Consider the following 23,066-nt stretch of genomic DNA (forward strand, 5'->3'; position numbering starts at 1 on the left):
CCGCGCCTCCTCGTCCACCGGTGTCGCCCGACGAGGCGATCCAGCCGGCCCGGCGGGCGAGGACGACGAACACCGCGGCCAGCAGGCCGTTGAGCAGGAAGTGCACGACCGTGTCGTAGCCCGTGACCCGGGTGTAGAGCTCGAAGACGCTGCTCCAGGCGGCGCCCAGGGCGGCGACGCCGACCATCAGGTCGACGCTCGCCCGGAGGCCGAGCATGCGGGGCACGAGGGTGCCGAGCAGCGCCAGCATCAGCACGGCGATCTCGACCACGCCCCAGCCGATGCCCGCGACGACGACGCTCAGGGCCGCGACCACGCGCACCGCGTCGGCGACGTACTCGAGGACCCCGTGCGGGCGGCGGAGGAAGGTCTCGGCGACGGTGGACATCTCAGGACTCCTCGGGGCGGTGTTCGGTGGTGCGGTGCTCGGCGGTGGGCTCGTCGGGCGGACGCGGGGCGGGGTGCCCGGACGGCCAGCGCACGACGGCGTGCACGGGGTCGTGGTCGGAGGGGGCGACGCCGCCGGGACGGACCCCGCCGACGCCGGCCCGCTCGACGTGGGCCCCGGCGTCGACGAGCAGCCAGTCCAGGCGGCGGCCGCCGGTGCGGGGCGGGCCGTAGTTCGAGAACGAGCCCCAGCCCGGGTCGAGCCGCGCGGCGGCCACCATGCGGCTGTCGACCAGCCTGCCGCGGGTCAGCTCGCGGTGCGCGGGGGAGTCGACCACGGCGTTGAAGTCGCCCATCACGACGACGGGTCCGTCGAGGGCGTCGGTGAAGGTGCGCAGCTGCACGGCGGAGTGACGCCGCGAGCGGGCCGAGAGGTGGTCGAAGTGCGTGACGACGACGTGCAGCCGGGCCCCGGTCACGAGGTCGTCGAGCTCGGCGTGGACGGCCGTGCGGGGGATCATGTTGCCGTACGAGCGCGACCCCGGCACCGTGGGGGTGGCCGAGAGCCAGAGCGCCTCGTGGCGGACGATCCGCAGGCGGGCGGTGTCGACGTGCAGTTCGACGCGTTCGCCGCCGCGGTCACGGTCGCGACCCGTGCCGACCGAGGCGTAGTCGGCACCGAGGGCGTCCGCGAGCTGCGCGGACTGGTCGGGCAGCGCCTCCTGGAGTCCGAGCACCGAGGGGCGCTCGGCCTCGAGCAGGAGGCGCAGCGCCGGCAACCGGGTCGACCACCGGTCGGCCAGCGCGTGACGGGTGGTCAGCACCTGCGGCATGCGGCGACGGACGTTGTAGGTCATGAGGTGCAGATCGGGTGCAGCGACCGGCCCGACCGTGGGTACGACCCGGTCCGCACCCGGACCGGTGGTGGCGGCGGGTGCGGGTGCGGGGTCGGTCGGGGGCGTCATGACGTGTGCGACGGTAGGCCGTCGCACACGCCTCCGCCCGGCTCGCGGAAGCCTCGCCGCAGAGGTCGGCCTGGGCTCGACAATGAGCGTGATTAGTGTATACACTAATGCTCCATCTCGAAGAGGAGAACCATGACCGCCACACCCCTGCCCGAGTCCGTCGACGTCGTGGTGGTGGGCGGCGGCAACGCCGGTTTCACCGCGGCCCACGCGGCGGCCTCCCGTGGTCGTCGGGTGCTGCTGCTCGAGCGCGGTGACGAGGCCGAGTCGGGTGGCAACAGCTACTACACGGCGGGGGCGACCCGCATCGCGCACGGCGGCCTCGCCGACCTGGTCGACATCGTCGAGCCGGATGATCGGCATGCCGTCACCGAGGTGCCGCCCTATCCCGCCGGCGAGTACGCGGCCGACCTGCGGAAGGTCACCTCGGGTCGCAACGACCCCGACATGACCGCCGTCCTCGTCGAGGAGTCGCGCGACGCGGTCGCCTGGTTGCACGACCTGGGCCTGCGCTACCGCCTCATGTACGAGCGTCAGGCGTACGAGCGCGACGGTGGTGGCTACCTGTTCTGGGGCGGTCTCCACCTCGGCAATGTCGACGGGGGCAAGGGCCTCGTCGCCGACCACCGTGCGGTCGCCGAACGCCTGGGCTACCGCGTCGCGTACGGCGTCCGCGTCACGGGGTTCCTCACCACCCCCACCGAGGCGGCGGCGGGGGCAGGGCCAGGGGAAGGGGCGGGGGCGACGGTGCCCGTCTCGGTCACGGGCGTGACCTGCGTCGACGCCGAGGGCCGCGAGCACGAGGTGCGCGCCGAGTCGGTGGTCGTCGCGTCGGGCGGCTTCGAGTCGAGCCCCGAGCTGCGCGAGCGACACCTCGGCCCGGGCTGGGGATCGGCGGTCGTCCGCGGCACGCCCCTCAACACGGGCGAGCTGATCGAGGCCGCCCTCGACCTCGGCGCCGCCCGCGGGGGCGACTGGTCGACCGCCCACAGCGTGCAGTGGGACGCCTTCCACCCCGACAACGAGGGCAACCGCGAGCTGACCAACCGCTTCACGAGGCAGAGCTACCCGCTCGGGGTCATCGTGAACCGTGAGGGTCGACGCTTCGTCGACGAGGGCGAGGACTTCCGCAACTACACGTACGCGAAGTTCGGCGGTCGCATCCTCGAACAACCGGGCGGCATCGCCTACCAGGTCTTCGACGCGTCGCTCCGTCCGATGCTGCGCACCGAGGAGTACGACATGCCCGGCATCAGCGTCGTCGAGGCGGACACGCTCGAGCAGCTCGCGGCCTCTCTCGACGTCGACGCCGCCGCGTTCGTCGCCACCATCCGCGAGTACAACGCCTCGATCGACCGCTCGGTGCCGTGGGACCCGACGGTCAAGGACGGCCGCAGGGCCGACGTCACCCCGCCGAAGAGCAACTGGGCGACGCCCCTCGAGACGGGTCCGTTCTTCGCCTACCCTGTGACCTGTGGCATCACCTTCACCTTCGGCGGCCTCGCCGGCGACGTCGACGGGCGGGTGCGACGCGACGACGGGACCACCGTGCCCGGGCTCTTCGCCGTCGGTGAAGCGCTCGGTGGTCTGTTCTCGGGCAACTACCCCGGCGGTTCGGGTCTCGCGGCGGGGGCGGTGTTCGGCCGGCGGGCCGGTCTGGCCGCGTAGGGCATGACCTCGCCCGGTGACGCCCGCGTCGACGTCGCGGCACGGCCGACGCGTCACGACGGCGACTCCATCCACGACGAGCTGCGCACGCAGATCCTCTCGGGCGTCCTCCCTCCCGGAACGGCGTTGCGCGAGGTCGTGCTGGCCGAGCGCTTCGGGGTGTCGCGCACCCCCGTCCGTGCCGCACTGGGACGTCTGGAGCACGAACGACTGCTCGAACGCGGCGCGCGAGGCCTCTTCGTCAAACGCGTCGACGCCCGTGAGGTCGTGCAGGTCTACGACGTGCGGATCATGCTCGAGGCCGAGGTGGCCGCGCAGGCGGCGAACACCCGCGACGACCACGACCTCGAGCGCCTCGACGGGCTCGTGGCCCGGGACCGGGCACTCGTCGACCCGTCCGACCGCCTCCGGATGACCACCAACCTCGAGTTCCACGCCGCCCTCTGGGACGCCGCGCACAACCCCGTCCTGCTCGACCTGCTCGAGCGGCTGTCGGTCCACCTGATCCACACCCCGAGTTCGACCCTGTCGGTCGGCGACCGGTGGGGCGAGGCCCTCGACGAGCACGCGCTCGTCGTGGCGGCGATCCGCGACCGCGACGCCGTGCGCGCGGGCGCCGTCGCGCGGCGGCACATGCAGCGGGCCCGCGAGATCCGGCTCGACCTGCTGCGCTCGGAGGTCGACGCCGAGCTCGCCTGACCGACCCGGCCACGCGCCTCCTCGTTGACGCCGACCGTCCGTCACTGTATACAGAGAGTGACGAAGACGTCGACGATCGATGAGGAGCAACGATGCCCGCAGACGAACGTGCCCCCGGCGGAGGCCTTCGAGACCGCGTCGGCCTGGGGGTGGTCGTGGCCCTCGCGATCGCCGTCGTGGTCGCCCTCGTGGCCACGAACGTGGCCCGCAGCGCCAGCCCGGCGACGGCCATCCAGGCCGCTCTCGGCGGGCAACAGCTGCGCATCATGGCCCCTGCCAACCCTGGTGGAGGGTGGGACCAGACCGCCCGTGCCATGCAGTCCTCGCTCGCCGACGTCATCGGCCGCAGCGAGGTCTACAACGTCGGAGGCGCGGGAGGCACCCCGGGGCTCGCCCAGTTCGTCCAGCACCGGGGCGACGCCAGCCAGCTGATGGCCACCGGGGCGATCATGATCGGCGCCGTCATCACGAACGAGTCGCCCTACTCGCTGCAGGACGTCACCATGCTCGCGCGGCTGAGCACCGAGTACCTCGTGCTCGTCGTGCCGGCCGAATCCGAGATCGAGAGCCTCGAGCAGTTCGCCGGGCTCATGCGCGACGACGTCGGGGCCCAGTCCATCTCGGGCGGTTCGGCGGGCGGGGTCGAGCAGATCCTCGCCGGGTTGTTCGCCCAGGCGGCCGGTGCCGATCCGGCCGAGGTGTCCTATGTCGCGCACTCGGGCGGTGGCGAGGCACTCACCACGCTGCTCTCGGGGCGGTCGACCGCGGGCATCTCGGGCATCAGCGAGATCGCGCCGTACATCGCCGACGGTTCGGTCCGGGCCCTCGCGGTGTCGAGCCCCGAGCGGGTCGACAACCTGCCCGAGGTCGCGACGTTCCACGAGCAGGGCCTCGACGTCGAGCTGCAGAACTGGCGCGGCGTCGCGGCACCCCCCGGCATCAGCGCCGAGGACGAGGAGGCGCTGGTCACCATGCTCACCGAGATGCACGACACCGAGGCCTGGGCCGACATCGTCGAGACCCGCGGGTGGGGCGACGAGTTCCTCACCGGGCCCGAGTTCGACGAGTTCGTCGCCGACCAGGAGGCCACGATCGGCACCGTCCTCGACGACATCGGACTGGGGGGCGACCGATGAGCGCCCGCCGTCGCGAGAAGCAGGCCCCTCCCGGCCTCGACACCACCGAGGTGCGCACGGTCCGCGACCGCCGGGCCGCGCCTCCGTCGTCCGTCGCCTCCCGAGCCGTCGACCACCCTGCGGTGGTCAGCGGTGCGGTCACGGCCGTCGTCGGCCTCCTCCTCGTCGTCGCCGCGATCGTCGTGCTCGCCGACGCCGCGTCGTTGCGTCCGACCAGCGAACCGTTGGGGCCCGCGGCGTTCCCGACCATCATCGGGGTGCTGCTCGCCGTGGTCGGCGTCGCCCTCGTCGCGGTGAACCTGCGCTTCGTCCTGGTCGTCCTGCGGCGAGGAGTGGGCCCCGTGAGCCCGCGGTTGTGGAGCGTCCTCGGCCTCCTGGCCGGCATCGTCGTCTACGGCGTCCTGCTGCCGTTCGTCGGCTTCACCGTCGTCTCGGTGGCCCTGTTCGTCGCCGGCGCCCTCGTGCTGGGTTCGCCGCGGCCGTGGTGGCGCCTGGCGCTCTACGGCCTCGTGGTGGCCGGCGTCATCGTCCTGTTGTTCGACCGCGTGATCGGCCTGGCGCTGCCCGCCGGGCCCTGGGGGTTCTAGACCATGGACCAGCTGAACCTGTTGATGCAGGGCTTCGAGGCGGCGCTGACGCCCGAGAACCTGCTCTGGGCGCTGCTCGGCGTCACCATCGGCACCGCGGTGGGCGTGCTGCCCGGCATCGGCCCGGCCCTGACGGTGGCGTTGTTGCTGCCCATCACCTTCCGCCTCGACCCCGCGGCGGCACTGATCCTGTTCGCGGGCATCTACTACGGCGGCATGTACGGCGGGTCGACGACGTCCATCCTGCTGAACACCCCGGGGGAGTCCGCCTCGATCGTCTCGGCGATCGAGGGCAACAAGATGGCGAAGGCCGGTCGTGCTGCGTCGGCCCTGGCCACGGCAGCCCTCGGGTCGTTCGTCGCCGGCACGGTCGGCACCGTCGCCATCACGTTCGTCGCCCCTTGGGTGGCGGACTTCGCCGTCCAACTCGGGCCACCCGAGTACGTCGCCCTCATGGTGATCGCGTTCGTGACCGTGTCCGCCCTGCTCGGCCCGAGCCTCCTGAAGGGGGCGGCGAGCCTGCTCATCGGCCTGACGATCGGACTCGTCGGGATCGACGCGCAGTCCGGCCAGGCCCGGCTCGCCTTCGGCGCCGGCGGCCTCTTCGACGGCATCGACGTCGTGCTCGTGGTGGTGGGTCTCTTCGCCATCAGCGAGGCCCTCGGTCACGTCCTGGCCAAGACGGGCCGCACGACCGTGCAACCCGTCAAGGGGCGGGCGTTGCTGACCCGCGACGAGTTCAAGCGGTCGTGGCCCGCGTGGTTGCGCGGCACGGCGCTCGGCTTCCCGATCGGGTCGCTGCCGGCCGGGGGCGCCGAGATCCCGACCTTCTTGTCGTACGCCACCGAGAAGCGCCTGTCGAAGCACAAGGACGAGTTCGGCCACGGCGCCATCGAGGGCGTCGCCGGGCCCGAGGCGGCGAACAACGCCGCCGCCGCCGGCGTGCTCGTGCCGCTGCTGACGATCGGACTGCCGACCTCGGCCACCGCGGCCGTGATCCTCACGGCCTTCCAGTCCTACGGGCTGCAGCCCGGACCGACCCTGTTCGCCGAGTCGGGCGACCTCGTCTGGGCACTCATCGCGTCGCTGTACATCGGCAACGTGATGCTGCTGGTGCTCAACCTGCCGCTGGTCAAGGTGTGGGCCCGGGTGCTGACCATCCCGGCCTGGGCCATCTACGCGGCGGTCGTCGTGTTCGCCTGCCTGGGCGCCTACTCGGCGGGCGGGTCGACCACCGACCTGTTCCTGCTGGCGGGCATCGGCGCCCTCGGCCTGTTGCTGCGGATCGGCGACATCCCCGTGGCCCCCGCGGTCGTGGGGCTGATCCTCGGGCCGCTGCTCGAACAGCAGCTGCGCCGGGCGATGATCCTGTCCGAGGGCGACCCGGGCATCCTGGTGTCGAGCCCGCTCACCATCGGACTGTGGATCGCCATCGCGGTCGTCCTGGTCGTGCCGGGGGCGCTGTCCCTGGGTCGACGTCGACGTCGAATCCTGGCCGACCGGATCGAGACCGGCGCCGTCCGCACGGTCGACGACCGCGAGACGGCCGACCGACGGTGACGTGCGGGAGGCGCGGGTCGGTGAGCGCTCGCGCCTCCCGACCCGCGCCTCCTGATCGATGCGTCCGACTCAGCGCACGCGCTTGATGGGGATGACGGCCAGGGCGCCGAGGATCGCCGCGACGCCGGCCGCCCAGAGCATCAGCGTGTAGTTGCCCGAACCGGCGTTGCCGACGCCGAGGAAGAACAGGGCGATCGCCGGGGCGAGCGACTGGGGCAGGGCGTTGGCGATGTTGATGACGCCGAGGTCCTTGCCGGGGCGGTCGGCGTTCGGCAGGACGTCGACGACGAGCGCCGTGTCGACGGCCGCGTAGATGCCGTAGGCGAAGCCCATGACGACCTCGGCGACGTAGAAGCCGGTGACCGTCTCGGCGTGGGCCAGCAGGATCAGACCGACCGCGAAGAGGGCGGTGGAGCCCCCGACGAAGACCTTGCGCATCTTCAGCTTGTCGCTCAGCCAGCCCGAGAGCGCGGCACTCGCCATCAACGCGATCGTGTAGAGCAGGACGCCGAAGGCGACCGCGGCCGTGGCGTCGGCGACGTCCGCGATGCCGAGGTGCTCCTGCATGTAGAGCAGCCGGTAGGTCGTGAACATGAACGTCGCGAGGATGATCAGGAACCGCGACCACCAGGCGAAGGCGAAGTCGCGGTGCTTCAGGGGGTTCGTCCAGAACGAGCTGACCAGGTTGACGAACGTGAAGGGCTTGAGTTCGTACTCGGGCAGGTCGTCGCGGGCGACGACCGCGTAGACGAGGATGAGCACGACGGCGAGGACGCCCGGCGCGATGAAGAGAACCGGCAGGTTCGCGACGAACAGGACGGCCAGGTAGGTGCCGGCGAGGACGGCGACGTTCTGGGCCAGGGCGATGACGCTCGAGGCCTTGCCGCGTTGGAACTGCGGGACGTTGTCGGCGAAGCTCGCGGTCAGGGCGGCGAGCACGGCGTTGGCCGCGATCTGCGCGACGACCCAGGCGATGCCGAGCTGCAGCACGGTGGGGGCGAAGGCGAGCCAGGCGAGGGCGAGGGTGAACACGACGATGCCGCCCACCAGGTAGGGCCGACGACGGCCCCACCGCGTGCGGGTCCGGTCGCTCAGCGCGCCGACGAGCGGGTTGGCGAGGAGCGCGCCGAACGCACCGAAGGGCAGGACCAGCCCGATGATGCTCGCCGGGTCGTCGGGGTTCAACTGCTGCGCCTTGAGCTGCATGCTCACGTAGACCGGCGAGAGCAGGGCCGCGAACAGACCGAACTGGGCGAGCCCCAGCGCGATCATGTAGCCCCGCGACACCCGCACGGTGCTGATGGGTTGGGTGAGCACGCCCTGCGTGCCGATGGGGCCTGGGTTGGCCATGACGCCTCCTCGAGTCAAAACCTAGTCGCGCTAGGTGTTCGCAGAATACACAGCGGGTGTCGTCCGGGCAAGAGAATGCGTCGATTCGGAACGAACTTTTGTCATCGGTCGACATAAGTGGCAGAGTTGGGCCAGACCACCTGAACCCCACACGACAAAGGAGTCACTCCCATGACCTCGTCACCCTCAGTGCAGCTCTACACGGTCCGAGACGCCGTCTCGGCCGACCTGCAGGGCGCCGTCGCCCGCATCGCCGAGATCGGCTTCACCAAGGTCGAGCCCTACTCGTTCGTCGAGCGTGCCGACGAGTTCGAGAAGGCCTTCGCCGCCTCCGGCGTCACCGCGCCCTCGGGCCACGCCCCCGTCATCGACTCCGACGAGCCCGAGCGCGCCTTCGCCGCCGCGGCCCAGCTCGGCATCGGCACCGTGATCGACCCGTTCATCCCGAGCGACCGCTGGCAGACCGCCGACGACGCCGCGAAGATCGCCGACCGCGTCAACGAGCTGCAGGTGCTGGCCGCCGCGTCGGGCCTGAAGTTCGGCTACCACAACCACCAGTGGGAGTTCGCGAACAAGGTCGACGGCCGCCCCGTCTACGACTTCTTCCTCGAGCGACTGAACGACGAAGTCGTCCTCGAGATCGACACCTTCTGGTCGACCGTCGGCGGCATGGACACCCCGGCGCTGCTGCGCTCGCTGGGTGACCGCGTGCAGTTCCTGCACGTCAAGGACGGCAAGATCTCCGGCGACATCGCGACCGCCCTGCCCAGCAGCGAGAGCGCCCTCGAGGTGCCCGACGCGCTGGCCGCCGCCTTCAAGAACCAGACCCCGGCCGGTCAGGGCGACGTGGACGTCGCCGCCGTCCTCGCCGCCGCGCCGCACGCGCTGCGCGTCGTCGAGTTCGACGACTACGCGAAGGACGTCTTCGACGGCGTCGCCGAGTCCTTCGCCTGGCTGCAGGAGAACGACAAGTGAGCGGCGTCGACACGACCGCCGGCCGCACGGGACGCGTGGGCGTCGGCGTCATCGGCGCGGGCGTCATCAGCGGCACCTACCTCGAGAACATGACGCAGTTCGCCGACCTCGAGGTGCTCTTCGTCGCCGACCTCGACCTCGACCGCGCCCAGGCGCAGGCCGAGGCGTACGGCGTCCCGGGTCACGGCACGGTCGACGAGCTGCTCGCGATCGACGAGATCGAGATCGTCGTCAACCTCACGATCCCTGCCGTGCACGCCGAGGTCGGCCGTCAGATCATCGCCGCCGGCAAGAACGTCTGGAGCGAGAAGCCCCTCGCGCTCGACCACGAGTCGGCCCGCGACCTGCTCGCCGCCGCCGAGGCGGCCGGCGTCCGCGTCGCGTGTGCCCCCGACACCGTGCTCGGTGCCGGCATCCAGACCGCGATGCGCGCCATCGCCCGCGGCGACATCGGTCAGCCCCTCACGGCGACCACGATGTTCCACGTGCCCGGGCCCGAGTCGTGGCACCCGAACCCCGACTTCCTGTTCGCGCTCGGGGCCGGTCCGCTCTTCGACATGGGGCCTTACTACGTGACGACCCTCGTGCACGCGTTCGGCTCGGCCAGCCGCGTCAGCGCGGTCTCGTCGAAGTCGTTCGACACCCGCACCATCGGCAGCGGTCCCCGGGCCGGCGAGACCTTCCCGGTCGAGGTGCCGACGCACCACGCGGCGCTCATCGAGTTCGCGGGCGGGCAGTCGGCCCAGTCGACGTTCTCGTTCCAGAACGCGCTGCCCCGCATGGGCTTCGTCGAGATCAGCGGCACCGAGGGCACCCTCGTGCTGCCCGACCCCAACACCTTCGAGGGCGACTCGAGCCTCTGGCGGTTCGGCCGGGACGAGCCCGAGACGCTCACCGCCGCGGGCTCGACCTACGGACGCGGTTCGGGCGTGCTCGACCTGGCGCGGGCCATCCGCGGTGGCGACGCCGAGCGCGCCAGCGGGGCCGTGGCCTCGCACGTGCTCGACGTCCTGCTGGCGATCTCGTCGGCCGCCGAGCAGGGTGCGCCGGTCTCCGTCGAGTCCGCCGTGCAGCAGCCGGTGCCGCTCGACGAGAGCTGGGACCCTTCCGCCGCGACCCTCTAGTCCGGCGTGCCGGGCTCGGGCCCGGTCGTCCCGGAGACACGACGTGCCGCTCACCTTCGGGGGTGAGCGGCACGTCGTGTCTCCTGGGCGAGGTGGGCGGACCGGGTAGGTCGTGACATCGCCCAGAGGAGCGGGTCCGCCGCGCGGATTCAGGTCGCGCGGCGGGCCCGGGTCTGGTGGGGCGGCCCGTCCGGGTCGGTCGGGGAGGGGTGACCCCGACCGGCACCGACTACGCGGTGCGGATCGAGCCGGTGGCGGTGTGGATCGAGCCCGTGGCCGTCCGGACGGACGCCGTGGCGGCCGAGAGGCGACGCCGTGCGCTGGCGGTGTAGCGACCGATCGACAGGTCGCGGCGTGCCGAGGTGCTCACGTACGAGCCGGGCGCGACGTCGGCGGCGAGCGAACCGACGTAGCTGCCGACCGTCGGGGCGGTGGTGGTGCCGACGTAGCGGCCGCCGAGCGGGGTGGTGGCGGTGCGGGCGGTCGTGGCGGTGGTGTTCACGGTGACTCCTCGGGGCTGGGCGGGTCGTGCTGGTCGGGGGCCCGCGATAGGGCGATCGAGCGGGCGGCCAGCGGAGGTGAGGAGGGCGACACCGAGGTGTTCGACGGTGGCCCTGGCCTCCGTCGGCGTTGACACCACCATACGCCTTCTTTTGAACGAATCAAAACAATGGGGGCCCGATCGTCGTTTTCGGGACAGGACGCACCACGCCCGCGTCGTCGAACCAGGCCCGCGGATGGTTCGACGACGCGGGCGTGGTGCGGCCTCGCAGCTGCTGAGACCTCGACCCGCTGAGACCTCGACCCGCCGCGACCTCGACCCGGTGCGACGTCAGAGCGAGGCGCCGCCGCACACGACGAGCGCCTGCCCGGTGATGCTCCGTCCGTGCGGCCCGAGCACGAACGCGACGAGGGCCGCCACGTCGACCGGGTCGACGAGCGCGCCCAGCGGCGGCACGACCGGAGCCGAGGAGGCGCGGGCCGGGTCGGCGAGCATCGGCGTGTCGGTGGGCCCCGGCGCCACGACGTTGGCGGTGACGCCGCGCGGCGCCAGTTCCGCCGCCCAGCTCCGGGCCAGTGCGACCTGGGCCGCCTTCGTCGCCGCGTACTGGCTCTTGCCCGCGACGCCGACGGCGGTGCGGCTGCCGATCAGCACGATGCGACCGCCGTCGGACAGCCGGTCGACGAGTGCGTCGACGAGCGCGGCCGCGGCCCCGACGTGCACGGCGAACATGCCCTCGAGGGCGGCGGGGTCGAGCCGCCCGAGCGGGGCGGCCACCTGGTAGCCGGCCGCGTGGACGATCGCGTCGACCGACCCGACGTCGGCGACCGCTCGCGCGACGTCGGCGGTCACGGAGAGGTCGCAGCCGAGCCACGAGAACCCGTCGCCCAGGTCGACCGCGCGTCGGCTGAGACCGGTCACCCGCCACCCGTCGGCCAGCAGGAACTCGGCGATCGCCCGTCCGATGCCCGAGCTGCAGCCCGTCACCACGGCGTGCCGGTCGGTCCCGGCACCGCGACCTGCTCGGTCGGCGTCAGGCGTCCCGTCGTCCGACACGGCTCAGCCCTCGACGTCGGGTCCGGGCAGATCGGCGGCCGACAGTCGCACGTGGCGGATGGCCCGGCGGTGCCAGGTGTACGCCACGTGCACGGTCCCGTCGCCGGTCTGCGTGATGCTCGGGTACGACAGCTCGCGGTTCAGCCCGTCGCGGGAGTTGTTCGAGAGGCACCACCCGTCGCCGTCCTCGAGGTCGACGCGGTGCGGCCAGCTGCGCCCGCCGTCCGTCGACACCGCCAGCGACATCGGAGCCCGGGGCGTGCCCCAGAACGCCGTCCGGCCCCCCTCCGCAGGCGACCCGGCCCGCGCCTCCTGGTCGAGGTCCGCGTCCGCGCCGGGCAGCACGGCCTGCTCGACGATGCCGGATTCGTCGATCTCGTCGTAGAGCCCGAGGCGGCGCGGGGTGGTCGCGTCGGCGCGGCGGTGGTTGTAGACGATCGCGAGGCGCCCGTCGGCGAGCGGAACCCACTGCACCGAGGAGTTGTTGTTGGGCAGCTCGGTCGGCACCGGTGCCGACCAGTGGAGTCCGCCGTCGGTCGAGCGCGACGCGTGCACGGCGTCGGCCCAGCGGCTGCGGAAGAGGGCCAGGAGCGATCCGTCGGGAAGCTCGTGCACGTTCATGTGCACGGCTCCGGTGCTCCCCGGGACGGCGACCTCACCCCACGTGGAGCCGCCGTCCCGGGAGATCATGACCGAGCTCGTGTCGTGGTCGCCCACCCACGCCTGCCCGGGGGTCGTCACGCAGCGGAAGACCGGCACGAGCAGGTCGCCCGCGCGGGTGACGACCGGCGGTTGCCGGACGAAGACGCCACCCGTCTCGTCGGCCGCGAAGAGGGTCGCGGGCTCGGCCCAGGTGGCGCCGCCGTCGGTGGAGATGCGGCGGCGCACCTCGGCCGAGTCCTGGTTCCCGGCCCGTTGCGCCGTGTAGAGCAACCAGACGTCGCCCGAGGGGGCCGTGAAGAGCACCGGGTTCTGCTCGGAGCGTGCGGGGTCGTCGCTGAGGCGCACCGGTTCGGACCACACCTCGCCGTCGAGGACCGAGCACCAGACGTGGATGTCCGAGACGCCCTCCTGCGTGCCGCCGAACCAGACGCAGGCCAGGCGCCCGTCGGGCAGCTCGGCGAGGTTCGCCGCGTGCGACTGCACCGTGGCCGTCGGCAGGTACGCCCAGGCGCGACCGGCCGCGTCGGGCCGCAGTCGTCCGTCGGCGACCACGTCGTCCGCGACCACGCCGTCGTCGCCCACGCCGTCGGCGACCGCGTCGTCCGCGACCGCGTCGTCCGCGACCGCGTCCTGCCTGCTCACGCCGCGCCTCCGGCGGTCGTGTCGGGGTCGTCCGTCGCGGTGGCCCGCTGCAGGTGGTCGCGGGCGGCGGCCTCGAGGTGGTTGAGGTCGCCGGCGACCGTGGCGAACGTGTAACCCCCGGCGAGCCGCTGTCGGGCGACGTCGCCGTGCGGCGTGTGGATGCCCGCGGCGATGCCCGCGGCCTCGGCCGCCGCCGCGACGCGGACGAGGGCGGCGTCGAAGGCCTCCTGCACGGCCGGGTCGCCCGGGTAGGCCCCGCCGACCGCGATGCACAGGTCGCTCGGCCCGACGTAGAGGCCGTCGAGCCCCGGCGTCGCGGCGATCGCCTCGACGTTCGCGAGTCCGTCGGGCGTCTCGATCATGGCGAGCACGATCGTCGTGTCGTTCGCGTCCGCCGGCACGGGGCCGATGCGCAGGCTCGACCGCATGGGGCCGTACGAGCGGCGGCCGTGGGGCGGGTACTTCGCGCTGCGCACGGCGGAGGCGGCGTCCTCGGCCGTGTCGACGAGCGGCACGATGACGCCGGCCGCCCCGGCGTCGAGGGCCTTGCCGATCGGCGTGATGTCGTTCGCCTCGACCCGCACGAGGCCGGCCGAGGTCTGCCCCGCGTCGATGGCGAGCAGGCCGGTCATCATGCCCTGGTAGCCGAAGAGGCCGTGCTGCGCGTCGAGGCAGACATAGTCGTAGCCGAGCCGCGCGATGCGCTCGGTCGCCGGCGGGGCGTCGAGGGTGATCCAGTAGCCGACCGCCCTCTCGCGGCGGCGGATCGTACGGGCGAAGTCGCTGGCGGTGCTCATGGTGCTCTCTCTCGTGCGGGCGTGCGGTCGGTGCGGTGCGGTGCGGTGCGGTTCGGGGGCGTGCGGCGCGGTGCGGAGGGTCGGGAGGCGCGGCTCAGCGCGCGTACGGAGGCATCGGCCCCCGCAGCTGACGCCCGACCTCGTCGCAGGCCGCCACCACCTCGTCGGGCAGCGGCCCGGCGGCGACGGCGGCGACGTTGGCCGTCAGCTGTTCGGGCCGGGAGCCTCCGAGCAGCACCGACCCGACCTCGGGTCGGTACGCCACCCAGCGCAGGGCGAGCTCGACGAGCGTCACGCCGGCCTCGGCGGCGACGCCCGACAGGCGGTCGATCGCGGCGAACAGGTCGGCGTCCCAGTAGCGCTTCGTGTACATCTCGGCGAGGGCCGAGTCGCCGAAGCGCCCGTCGGCCGGCGTCTCGTCGAAGCGGTGCCGACCGGTCAGGAGGCCGCCGCCGAGCGGGTTGTAGACCATCGTCTCGAGCCCGTGCACGCTCGCGAACTCGAGGTACTCGTCGTCGAGGCGGCGGGCCACGAGGTTGCACAGCTGCTGGGCGACGACCGGCCGGGGTGCGCCCACGGCGTCGGCGACGCGCTCGACGTCGCCGATCTGCCAGGCGGCGTAGTTCGAGACGCCGAGCGAGAGCACCTTGCCCTCGGCGACCAGGGCGGCGACGGTCGAGAGGGTCTCGTCGAGCGGGGTCGCCCGGTCGGGCTGGTGCAGGTAGAACAGGTCGAGACGGTCGGTGCCGAGGCGGCGCAGGCTCGCCTCGACGCTCGCGCGGAGGGCCACGGCCGAGAGCGGCGGCAGTCCGCCCGCGTCGGCGTGCGGCATGCCCGCCTTCGAGGCGAGCACGACCTCGTCGCGCCGCCCGGCGAGCAGGCGGCCGAGCATCGTCTCGGTCGTGCCGCCGACGTAGGCGTTGGCCGTGTCGATCCAGGTGACGCCCGCGTCGCGCGCGGTGTCGAGCATGCGGGCGGCGGTGGCCTCGTCGACGGTGTCGCCGAAGGTCATCGTGCCGAGCACGAGCCGAGGAGGCGCGGGGCGCGTGGCCGCCTCGGCGACCGTGTCCGCGGCGTCGAGCGGGGCGGTGTCGACCGGGGTGGGGTCGAGCGGGGTGGCGTCGGTCCGGGCGGTGTCGGTCCGGGTCATGTGGTGGCTCCCAACGAGAGGCTGCGGACGACGTGGCGCGGCTTGACGCCGGTCATCGTCGCGGGGTCGAGGGCGGCCCGGCGCAGCCGCCGCGTGTAGTCCTCGGCGGGCGACGTGAGCACCTGCGCCGTGGCGCCCTGCTCGACGACGGCACCCTGCTTCATGACGAGGACGCTCTCGCTGATCTGCTGCACGACGCCGAGGTTGTGCGAGATGACGACGTAGGTGATGCCGGTGTCGACCTGGATCTCGCGCAGCAGGTCGAGCACCTGCGCCTGCACCGACACGTCGAGCGCGCTCGTCGCCTCGTCGCAGATCAGCAGGTCGGGGCTCGAGGCGAGCGCCCGGGCGATGCCGATGCGCTGGCGCTGGCCGCCCGAGAACTCGTGCGGGCGACGGTCGAGCGCCGTCGACGGCAGGCCGACGCGGTCGATCAGGCGCGCCGCCTCGGTGGCCCGGTCCTGGGCCGACCGCACGCCCTTCAGCCGGAGCGGCTCGGCGACGATGTCGCGGGCGCTCAGGTGCGGGTCGAGCGAGCCGTACGGGTCCTGGAACACCATCTGGAAGCGGTGCCTCAGGGGCCGCAACCGCGCCTCCGACAGGGTCGCCAGGTCGGTGCCGTCGAGCACGATGCGCCCGCTGGTCGGCTGCAGCAACCGCATGACCGCCTTGGCGATCGTCGACTTGCCGCAGCCCGACTCGCCCACGATGGCGAAGGTGCTGCCGCGGCGCACCGAGAACGACACGTGGTCGACGGCGCGGTGGGCACTCGAGCCGCTGCCGTAGTCGACGACCAGGTCGTCGACCTCGAGGATGGTGTCAGACACGGGTGGCCTCCGGTCGGTCGGTGCTGGTCGTGGCGGGCGTGGACGGCGTCTCGTCCCAGGCGCCCAGGGTGGGCACCGCGGCGAGCAGCCCCTGCGTGTAGGGCTCGGCGGGGTGCTCGACGATCTGCCGCACGTCGCCGGACTCGACGAACACGCCGGCCTTCATGACGTGGATGCGGTCCGACACGAGCCGGGCGACGCCGAGGTCGTGGGTGATCATCAGCAGGCCGATGCCACGCTGCTCCTGCAGCTCGAGCAGCAGGTCGAGGATGCCGGCCTGCACCGTGACGTCGAGGGCGCTGGTGGGCTCGTCGGCCACGATCAGCTGCGGCTCGCAGGCCAACGCGATGGCGATCAGCACGCGTTGCAGCATGCCACCCGAGAGTTGGTGCGGGAACTTCCCCAGCTGGGCCGCAGGGTCGGGGATGTGCACCTGTTCGAGGAGGCGCACGGCCCGCGCGGTGACGGCGGCCCGACCGCTGGCGGCCCCGGCGATGCGGATGGCCTCGCCGAGCTGCGAGCCGATCGACCGCACCGGGCTGAGCGCCGTCATGGGGTCCTGGGGGATCAGGGCGACGGCCCGACCGCGCACCGTGCGCACGGCTGAGGCCGAGGCGAGCACGTCGAGTCCGGTGATGCGCACGTGGCCCGAGACGACGGCGAGGTCGGCGGGCAGCAGCTGCAGCACGCCCATGGCGGTGGTCGACTTGCCCGACCCCGACTCGCCGATGATCGTGACGGTCTCGCCCCGGGCGATGTGGAACGAGACGCCGTCGACGGCGCGCACGATCCCGTTCGTCGTCATGAGCTCGATCTGCAGGTCACGCACCTCGAGCAGCAGGTCGGGGTCGACGGTGTCGTCGGTCACGGAGGTCATGCGATCGTTCCCTTCTGCGGGGCCGGGGCCGGGGTCGACGCCGGGGTCGATGCAGGGGTCGAGGCCGGGGTCGACGGGCGCAGCCCGACGAACCGACGGAGGCGCGAGGCCGTCGACCGGCGCGGCCGGTCCCGCAGGGCGTCGCCCAGCAGGTTGACCCCGACGACGAGCAGCACGATGAACAGACCCGGGATCGTCACCATCCACCAGGCGGTCGTGACGTAGTCCTGGCCGTCCGAGATGATGCGGCCCCAGGTGGCGAACGGTCGTTGCGGGCCGGCCCCGAGGAAGCTCAGGGCGCTCTCGAGCAGCACGGCCTGCGCGAGCAGCAGCAGCACGACGAGGGTCGCCTGCTTGATCACGTTCGGGACGACGTGGCGCAGCAGGATCGTGAAGCGGTTCAGGCCGAGCGTGCGGGCCGACGAGACGTACGGCTTCTCACGTTCGACGAGCACGAGCGACCGGGTCAGGCGGGCGACCTCCGGCCATTGCGCGATCGCGATGACGAAGGTGATCACCGGGATCGACGGGCCGAAGAGGGCGACGACGAGCAGCAGCATCATCAGCAGCGGCAGCGACATCTGGGCCTCGAGCAGGCGGCTGATCAGCGTGTCGGCCCAGCGCCCGTAGAACCCGGCGATCGAGCCGAGGACGACGCCGATGGCGCCCGAGACGATGACCGCCAGCACGCCGATCGCGAGCGAGACCTGACCGCCGTGCAGCACCCGCGAGAGCAGGTCTCGACCGAGCTGGTCCGTGCCGAACAGGTGGCCGGCGGTGAACGGAGGCGCGAGGCGGTTGCCGAGGTCCTGGCCGTTCGCGTCGGGCAGCGGGAGGGCCTGGGCCAGCACGATCGGGATGATCACCACGAGGGCGCAGATCGCGCCGACCCAGAGCTTCACCCGTGCGGCGGAGGTCCGCCGGGCCGCCTCGGACCTCTTCAACAGGCGAGGCGTGACCGCGGTGCGTCGCGCCTCCTCGGGGGTGCGACCGGCCGCGCCGGCGGTCGACGTGCCGGACGGCTGTCCGGTGGTCTCGGTGCGGGTCATGCGGCACTCGCCTTTCCGAGCCGCACACGCGGATCGAGCAGGGGGTAGGCGAGGTCGATCAGCAGCTGGACGCCGACGGCGAGCAGCGACGTGACCAGCACGGTCGCCTGGATGAGGGGGTAGTCGCGGGTCTCGAGCGCCCGCACGATGAGCGACCCGACGCCGGGCCAGGCGAACACGACCTCGACCACGACGACGCCGTTGAGCATCGCCGCGAAGCGCGTGCCGAGGGCCGTGAAGACGGGGATCGCCGAGTTGCCCATGGCGTAGCGCCAGGTCAGGGCCCGCTCCGAGACGCCGCGCGACCGGGCCACGGTCAGGTAGGGCGCCGAGAAGTTGGTCGCCATCTCGCGGCGCACGAGCCGGGAGATCAGGGCCACCTGCAGGATGGCGATCGTCACCGTCGGCAGCACGAGACCGCCCCAGGTGGCGAAGCCCGAGGCCGGGAAGATCGGGATCACGACGGCGAAGGCGCTGAGCAGCAGGATGCCGGTCCAGAAGTCGGGCATCGACTGACCCGCGATGGCGACGACGTTGACGCCGGTCTCGCTGCGGGTGTCGGTGCGACGGGCCATCCAGACGCCGAGCGGGATCGACACGACCGCCGCCAACAGGATCGCCGCGAACGACAGGGTCAGCGTGTACGGCAGCCGTTCGAGCACGACCTGTACGGCCGGTGCCTGGAACGAGTACGAGGTGCCCAGGTTGCCCGTGAACAACTGCTGCAGGAACACGCCGTACTGCTGCAGCAGCGGGTCGTCCAGGCCGAACTGCTCGCGCACGGCGGCGAGTTGCTCGTTGGTCGCGAGCGGCCCGGCGTAGGCCACCGCCGGGTCGCCGGGGGCGAGGCGGATCAGCACGAAGACCGTCGACACCGTGAGGAACACGGTGAGCAGGCCCTGGCCGAGGCGCTTGAGGATGTAGGTCGCCATGGTCAGGCCCCCAGTCGGACGTCGGCGAGCGGATACGTGTTGGACGACGCGAGGGCGAGGCGCTCGACCCGCTCGCGACGGGCGAGCACCGACTTGGGCACGAAGGCCCAGGCGCAGGGCCAGGTGTCCCAGGCCGCCTGCTGCGCCTCGGCGAGCCGCTGCTGGCGCAGGGTCGCGTCCGGCTCGGTCGACGCCCGGGCGATCGCCTCGGCCACGTCGGGCTGCACGTAGCCCTGGTACGTGTCGCGGGTCTGTTCCTTCTCGGCGGTGCCCGCGTACATGCCCTGCAGGATGGTCAGCGCGAGGCCGGTGGGGGCCGAGAAGCCGTTGCCGAGCAGGTCCCAGTCGCCGGCCTTGCCCTGGCGCCACTGGAGGATGTCGCCGCCGGGCTCGAACTGCTGCAGCGTGGTCCGCACGCCGATCGCGCCGAACATCTCGACGAGCGCCTCCATGATGAAGGTGTCGCCGGCGAACTCGCCGGTCTCCCAGATGATGCGCAACGTGAGGTCGCTCGCCCCGAGCTCGGCGAGCGTGCGGCGGGCGAGGTCGGGGTCGTAGGTGTACTCGCCCGTCTTGGCGTAGCCGAGCAGGCTCGGCGGCACGACGCCGTCGGCCTGCGTGACCGAGTCGGTCAGCACGTCGCGCACGAGCGCCCGGCCGTCGATCGCGTGGCTGAGCGCCTCGCGCACCCGGGCGTCGGCCAGCGGGTGCCCCTCGGGCTTGCGGAAGTTGTAGAAGATCTGGTTGATGCGCAGGCTCGAGGCCTCGTCGAGGACGATGCCGGGCAGGCCCTGCAACTGGGTCGCCGAGTCGGGCGTGATCGAGTCGATCACGTCGACCTCTCCGCTGCGCAGGGCGATCACGCGGCTGGACTCCTCGGGCAGGAACCGCACCTCGACCCGGTCGACGCCCGGCGCCTCGCCCCAGTACTGCTCGTTGCGGCTCAGGCTGTAGGTGCCGGCGCCGCGGTTGAACCGGGTGACGACGAACGGGCCGCTGCCCACGCCGTCCTGCAGCTCTTCCGGCTTGTTCGCCGCGGCCGGGGTGATCAGGATGTTGCTCATCAACGCGTCGAGCACCGGGATCGGCTGCGACGAGTCGAGCGTGAAGGTGCGCTCGTCGATCGCGGTCACGGTCGGGAACTCGGGGAAGAAGCTGGCGACGAACGAGCCCTGCACCTGCTCGTACATCTGCAGCGCGGTGGCGACGTCGGCCACCGTGACGGGCGTCCCGTCCGAGTAGCGCACGCCCTCGCGCAGTCGGACCGTCCACTGCGTGTCGCTCGTCGGCTCGAAGCTCTCGGCGAGCACGAGCTCGGGCGTGATGTCGGGGCCGATCTGCGTGAGGGCCTGGCGCACGGCCCGCTGCACCGTGACGGCCGCGTCGAACTGGTTCAGCTTGTTGTCGAGGCTGACCAGCGAGCGGTTGAGGGCCAGGGTCAGCGTGCCGGGTCCGGGCAACCCGGTCGGTCCGGCGCAGCCGGCGAGGCTGGTGGCGGTCACGAAGAGGCCGGCCGCGGCACCCCAGCGGAGCAGGGTGCGGCGAGACATCTCGTGGTCCGCGAACGGAACGGTCATCATCGACCTCTCGATCCAGGGGTTCGACGAGGTCGACGGCGCCCGGTCCCGCAGCGCTGCGACGCCCTCGTCCGGGCTGGATGACACTGTGCCACCGCTGCGCGTTTCGCGCAAGACCAGTGGCGCATAACGCGCAGTCGTGTCAGGATGGCGGCATCATGAGCCCGATCACCGTCATCGCCGACGACCTCTCCGGCGCCGCCGAGACCGCCGAGCAGTTCCGGCTGCGCGGTCACGAGACCGTGGTCTCGCTCGGCGTGTCGGCGGGTCCCGCCGCGGCGGTCACGGTCGTCGACGTCGGCACCCGCTCCGGCACCGCCGAGGAGGCGCGGGTCGCGATCGACACGCTGCCCCTGACGGCCGGCGCCCTCGTGCTCAAGAAGACCGACTCCCTGTGGCGTGGCCACGTCGGGCCCGAGCTCGAGGCCCTGGCCGCCCGCGGGTACGACCTCGTCGTGGCCGGCGCGCTGCCCGCCCTCGGGCGCACCGTCGTCCACGGGCGGCCCCTGGTGGACGGGCGACCGCTCGCCGAGACGCCGTTCTGGCATCTCGAACCGCACGGCGCCCCCTCGACCCTGGCCGAACTCGTCGACCGGCCGACGGTGCTCGTCGGCCTCGACGTCGTGCGGTCGGGGCCGGACGCGTCCGCGGTGCACCTCGACGCCGCCCTCGCCGGGGGAGCGGTGCTCCTGGTCGACGCCGAGACCGACGACGACCTCGCCGCCGTGGTCGACGCCGTCCTCCGACTGGTCGCCGCTCCCGGAGTCCGACGGCCCGTCGCCCTCGCGGGCAGCGCGGCGCTCGCCGCCGCCCTGGCCGACGCGGTCGCTCCGGAGTCGAGCCCGGAGGCCGGTTTTCACGCGTCGGACGAGGCCGGGGCCCGCGACGAGGCCGCGCCCCGCGACGAGGCCGGGCCCCGCGACGGGGCCGGGGCCGAGCGGCCCGTCCTCGTCGTGGTCGGTTCGGCCGCCGAGGTGGCCCGGGGCCACGCCGACGCGCTCGCCGCGACCGGTGCGGACGTGCACGTGCTCGACCCGGCGGACGACGCCGGCCTCCTCGTCGACGCGGCCCGCGCCTCCTTGTCCCGGTCGTCCGTCGCCGTGCTGACGGTCACCGCCCGGCGCCTGCCCGACCCGCTCGTCGGATCGGCGGCCCTCGCCGAGGTCGTCGCCCGGATCGACGCCGACGTCGAGCTCGACCTCGTGCTGACCGGTGGCGAGACCGCCCGCGCGGTGCTCGACCGGCTCACGACGACCACCCTGCGGCCGCTCACCCAACTCGAGCACGGCGCCGTCCTCAGCCTCGCGGGCGACGGGCGGGGGGCCGCGGGCGACGACCGGCTCGTCGCCACCAAGCCCGGCAGCTTCGGCGGCCCGACCGTGCTCGCCGACCTCGTCGACCTGGTGCGCCGCACGCGCGCCGGCGCCGACCCCCAGGACCTCACCGCGTCGGCAGCGTCCGGCGCCCCCACGAAACGGAGAACCCCATGACCACGACGACCCCCGACACGCGGCCGTTCATCGCCGTCACCATGGGCGACGGCGCCGGCGTCGGACCCGAGGTCACCGTCGGCGCACTGCTCGACGAGGCCGCCTACCGCGACGCGCGACCGGTCGTCGTCGGGGACGCCCACCGCCTGCGGCTCGGCGCCGCCGCGCTCGGGGTCGACGCCGAGATCGTCGAGGTCGACGGGCCCGCCGACGCCGTCTTCACCCCCGGCCGCATCAACGTCGTCGACCCGCACCTGCTCTCGGCCGACCTGCCCTGGGGCGCCGTCTCGGCCGAGGCCGGCCACGCGGCGTACGAGTACATCCGCATCGCTTGCGAGCTCGGCATGGCCGGTCTCGTGCAGGGCATCTGCACCGCCCCGCTGAACAAGGCGGCGCTGCACGAGGCCGGCCACGTGTTCCCCGGCCACACCGAGCTGCTGGCGCACTTCATGGGCGTCGGCGAGGTGTCGATGATGCTCTCGACGCCCAAGATCAAGGTGATCCACGTGACGACCCACATCGGGTTGATCGACGCCATCGCGAAGATCGAGCCCGGTCTCGTCGAGCGCACCGTGCGCCGCGGCTGGGAGGCGCTGCGCCGGGCCGGCGTCGACGACCCCAGGATCGGCGTCTGCGCGATCAACCCGCACGCCGGCGAGAACGGGCTCTTCGGCTACGGCGAGGAGGCCGAGAAGATCACCCCGGCCCTCGAGGTGCTCCAGGCCGACGGCATCCGCGCCGTCGGGCCGCTGCCGGCCGACACCGCGTTCTTCCTCGGCGGCCGCGGCGACTACGACCTCATCGTGGCGATGTACCACGACCAGGGCCACGGCCCGGTGAAGGTGCTCGGCATCGAGGCGGGGGTCAACATCACCGTCGGACTGCCCGTGATCCGCACCTCGGTCGACCACGGCACCGCGTTCGACATCGCCGGCACCGGCGTCGTGGCCGTCGGTAGCATGATCGAGGCGTTGCGCCAGGCGGTCGAGATGTCGCCCAGCCCGGCTGACGCCGCCCGGGTCGGTGCGTCGTCGGCGTGACGCCGCCCGCCCC

21 protein-coding genes are annotated in these 23,066 nt (G+C 72.8%); 9 read left to right on the forward strand and 12 right to left on the reverse strand.

The features are described 5' to 3' along the window. Nucleotides 1-389: 389 nt before the first annotated feature. Nucleotides 390-1,352: an endonuclease/exonuclease/phosphatase family protein gene (locus ACVJ1F_RS03175; protein ID WP_456884652.1), complete on the reverse strand. Its 963-nt coding sequence runs from the start codon at nt 1,350-1,352 to the stop codon at nt 390-392. A 132-nt stretch (nt 1,353-1,484) separates the two neighbouring features. Between ACVJ1F_RS03175 and tcuA the strand changes: the two genes are divergently transcribed. The 5 genes from tcuA (at nt 1,485) to ACVJ1F_RS03200 (ending at nt 7,002) form a co-directional block, all read left to right on the forward strand. Continuing rightward, the gene (tcuA, locus tag ACVJ1F_RS03180) at nt 1,485-3,020 is read left to right on the forward strand and encodes an FAD-dependent tricarballylate dehydrogenase TcuA (RefSeq protein WP_456884654.1); all 1,536 of its coding nucleotides are present in this window, start codon (nt 1,485-1,487) and stop codon (nt 3,018-3,020) included. 3 nt (nt 3,021-3,023) lie between these two features. Beyond that, nucleotides 3,024-3,719: a GntR family transcriptional regulator gene (locus tag ACVJ1F_RS03185; protein WP_173151677.1), complete on the forward strand. Its 696-nt coding sequence runs from the start codon at nt 3,024-3,026 to the stop codon at nt 3,717-3,719. Nucleotides 3,720-3,811: 92 nt separating this feature from the next. Continuing rightward, nucleotides 3,812-4,855 carry a Bug family tripartite tricarboxylate transporter substrate binding protein gene (locus ACVJ1F_RS03190; protein WP_456884656.1) on the forward strand — a complete coding sequence of 348 codons (1,044 nt, stop codon included), beginning with the start codon at nt 3,812-3,814 and terminating at the stop codon, nt 4,853-4,855. Then, on the forward strand, nt 4,852-5,442 hold the full coding sequence (locus tag ACVJ1F_RS03195) for a tripartite tricarboxylate transporter TctB family protein (protein WP_456884658.1): 591 nt from the start codon (nt 4,852-4,854) through the stop codon (nt 5,440-5,442). Before ACVJ1F_RS03190 ends, ACVJ1F_RS03195 begins: the two co-directional genes overlap by 4 nt. A 3-nt stretch (nt 5,443-5,445) precedes the next feature. After that, complete coding sequence (locus ACVJ1F_RS03200; protein WP_173151671.1) at nt 5,446-7,002, forward strand: tripartite tricarboxylate transporter permease; 1,557 nt, start codon at nt 5,446-5,448, stop codon at nt 7,000-7,002. 69 nt (nt 7,003-7,071) lie between these two features. On the opposite strand, the gene ACVJ1F_RS03205 is transcribed toward ACVJ1F_RS03200, so the two are convergent. Then, nucleotides 7,072-8,352, reverse strand: coding sequence for an MFS transporter (locus ACVJ1F_RS03205; RefSeq protein ID WP_123570675.1), 1,281 nt, complete (start codon nt 8,350-8,352; stop codon nt 7,072-7,074). A gap of 171 nt (nt 8,353-8,523) precedes the next feature. On the opposite strand from ACVJ1F_RS03205, the gene ACVJ1F_RS03210 reads away from it, so the two are divergent. Next, entirely contained in the window at nt 8,524-9,327 is an 804-nt protein-coding gene (locus ACVJ1F_RS03210) for a sugar phosphate isomerase/epimerase family protein (RefSeq protein WP_456884661.1), read from the forward strand. Further along, on the forward strand, nt 9,324-10,451 hold the full coding sequence (locus tag ACVJ1F_RS03215; RefSeq protein WP_056046921.1) for a Gfo/Idh/MocA family protein: 1,128 nt from the start codon (nt 9,324-9,326) through the stop codon (nt 10,449-10,451). The genes ACVJ1F_RS03210 and ACVJ1F_RS03215 overlap by 4 nt, the downstream gene beginning before the upstream one ends. A 229-nt stretch (nt 10,452-10,680) precedes the next feature. Here the strand turns inward: ACVJ1F_RS03215 and ACVJ1F_RS03220 are convergent, their stop codons facing one another. The 10 genes from ACVJ1F_RS03220 to ACVJ1F_RS03265 form a co-directional block, all read right to left on the reverse strand. Beyond that, the gene (locus tag ACVJ1F_RS03220; protein WP_267658831.1) at nt 10,681-10,953 is read right to left on the reverse strand and encodes a hypothetical protein; all 273 of its coding nucleotides are present in this window, start codon (nt 10,951-10,953) and stop codon (nt 10,681-10,683) included. 330 nt (nt 10,954-11,283) lie between these two features. Further along, the gene (locus ACVJ1F_RS03225) at nt 11,284-12,009 is read right to left on the reverse strand and encodes an SDR family NAD(P)-dependent oxidoreductase (RefSeq protein WP_456884663.1); all 726 of its coding nucleotides are present in this window, start codon (nt 12,007-12,009) and stop codon (nt 11,284-11,286) included. Between the two features lie 3 nt (nt 12,010-12,012). Next, nucleotides 12,013-13,314, reverse strand: coding sequence for a sialidase family protein (locus ACVJ1F_RS03230; RefSeq protein WP_456884665.1), 1,302 nt, complete (start codon nt 13,312-13,314; stop codon nt 12,013-12,015). Then, nucleotides 13,311-14,111: an HpcH/HpaI aldolase family protein gene (locus ACVJ1F_RS03235; RefSeq protein WP_456884667.1), complete on the reverse strand. Its 801-nt coding sequence runs from the start codon at nt 14,109-14,111 to the stop codon at nt 13,311-13,313. The genes ACVJ1F_RS03230 and ACVJ1F_RS03235 overlap by 4 nt, the downstream gene beginning before the upstream one ends. A 94-nt stretch (nt 14,112-14,205) precedes the next feature. After that, nucleotides 14,206-15,261 (reverse strand): aldo/keto reductase, encoded by a 1,056-nt coding sequence (locus ACVJ1F_RS03240; RefSeq protein ID WP_456884669.1) that lies wholly within the window; start codon nt 15,259-15,261, stop codon nt 14,206-14,208. Continuing rightward, entirely contained in the window at nt 15,258-16,088 is an 831-nt protein-coding gene (locus ACVJ1F_RS03245; RefSeq protein WP_056046914.1) for an ABC transporter ATP-binding protein, read from the reverse strand. The genes ACVJ1F_RS03240 and ACVJ1F_RS03245 overlap by 4 nt, the downstream gene beginning before the upstream one ends. Then, the gene (locus tag ACVJ1F_RS03250; protein WP_456884670.1) at nt 16,081-16,965 is read right to left on the reverse strand and encodes an ABC transporter ATP-binding protein; all 885 of its coding nucleotides are present in this window, start codon (nt 16,963-16,965) and stop codon (nt 16,081-16,083) included. Before ACVJ1F_RS03250 ends, ACVJ1F_RS03245 begins: the two co-directional genes overlap by 8 nt. Beyond that, nucleotides 16,962-18,014 (reverse strand): ABC transporter permease, encoded by a 1,053-nt coding sequence (locus ACVJ1F_RS03255; protein WP_456884672.1) that lies wholly within the window; start codon nt 18,012-18,014, stop codon nt 16,962-16,964. The genes ACVJ1F_RS03250 and ACVJ1F_RS03255 overlap by 4 nt, the downstream gene beginning before the upstream one ends. Then, the gene (locus tag ACVJ1F_RS03260; RefSeq protein ID WP_043594466.1) at nt 18,011-18,946 is read right to left on the reverse strand and encodes an ABC transporter permease; all 936 of its coding nucleotides are present in this window, start codon (nt 18,944-18,946) and stop codon (nt 18,011-18,013) included. The genes ACVJ1F_RS03255 and ACVJ1F_RS03260 overlap by 4 nt, the downstream gene beginning before the upstream one ends. Before the next feature lie 2 nt (nt 18,947-18,948). Next, the gene (locus ACVJ1F_RS03265) at nt 18,949-20,610 is read right to left on the reverse strand and encodes an ABC transporter substrate-binding protein (RefSeq protein WP_236557111.1); all 1,662 of its coding nucleotides are present in this window, start codon (nt 20,608-20,610) and stop codon (nt 18,949-18,951) included. Between the two features lie 71 nt (nt 20,611-20,681). On the opposite strand from ACVJ1F_RS03265, the gene ACVJ1F_RS03270 reads away from it, so the two are divergent. Continuing rightward, a complete protein-coding gene (locus ACVJ1F_RS03270; protein ID WP_456884673.1) occupies nt 20,682-22,013 on the forward strand; it encodes a four-carbon acid sugar kinase family protein in 1,332 nt (443 codons plus the stop codon). After that, nucleotides 22,010-23,053 carry a 4-hydroxythreonine-4-phosphate dehydrogenase PdxA gene (gene pdxA, locus ACVJ1F_RS03275; protein WP_056046908.1) on the forward strand — a complete coding sequence of 348 codons (1,044 nt, stop codon included), beginning with the start codon at nt 22,010-22,012 and terminating at the stop codon, nt 23,051-23,053. The genes ACVJ1F_RS03270 and pdxA overlap by 4 nt, the downstream gene beginning before the upstream one ends. Nucleotides 23,054-23,066: the final 13 nt, after the last annotated feature.

It is taken from the genome of Frigoribacterium sp. 2355 (genome assembly GCF_054060695.1).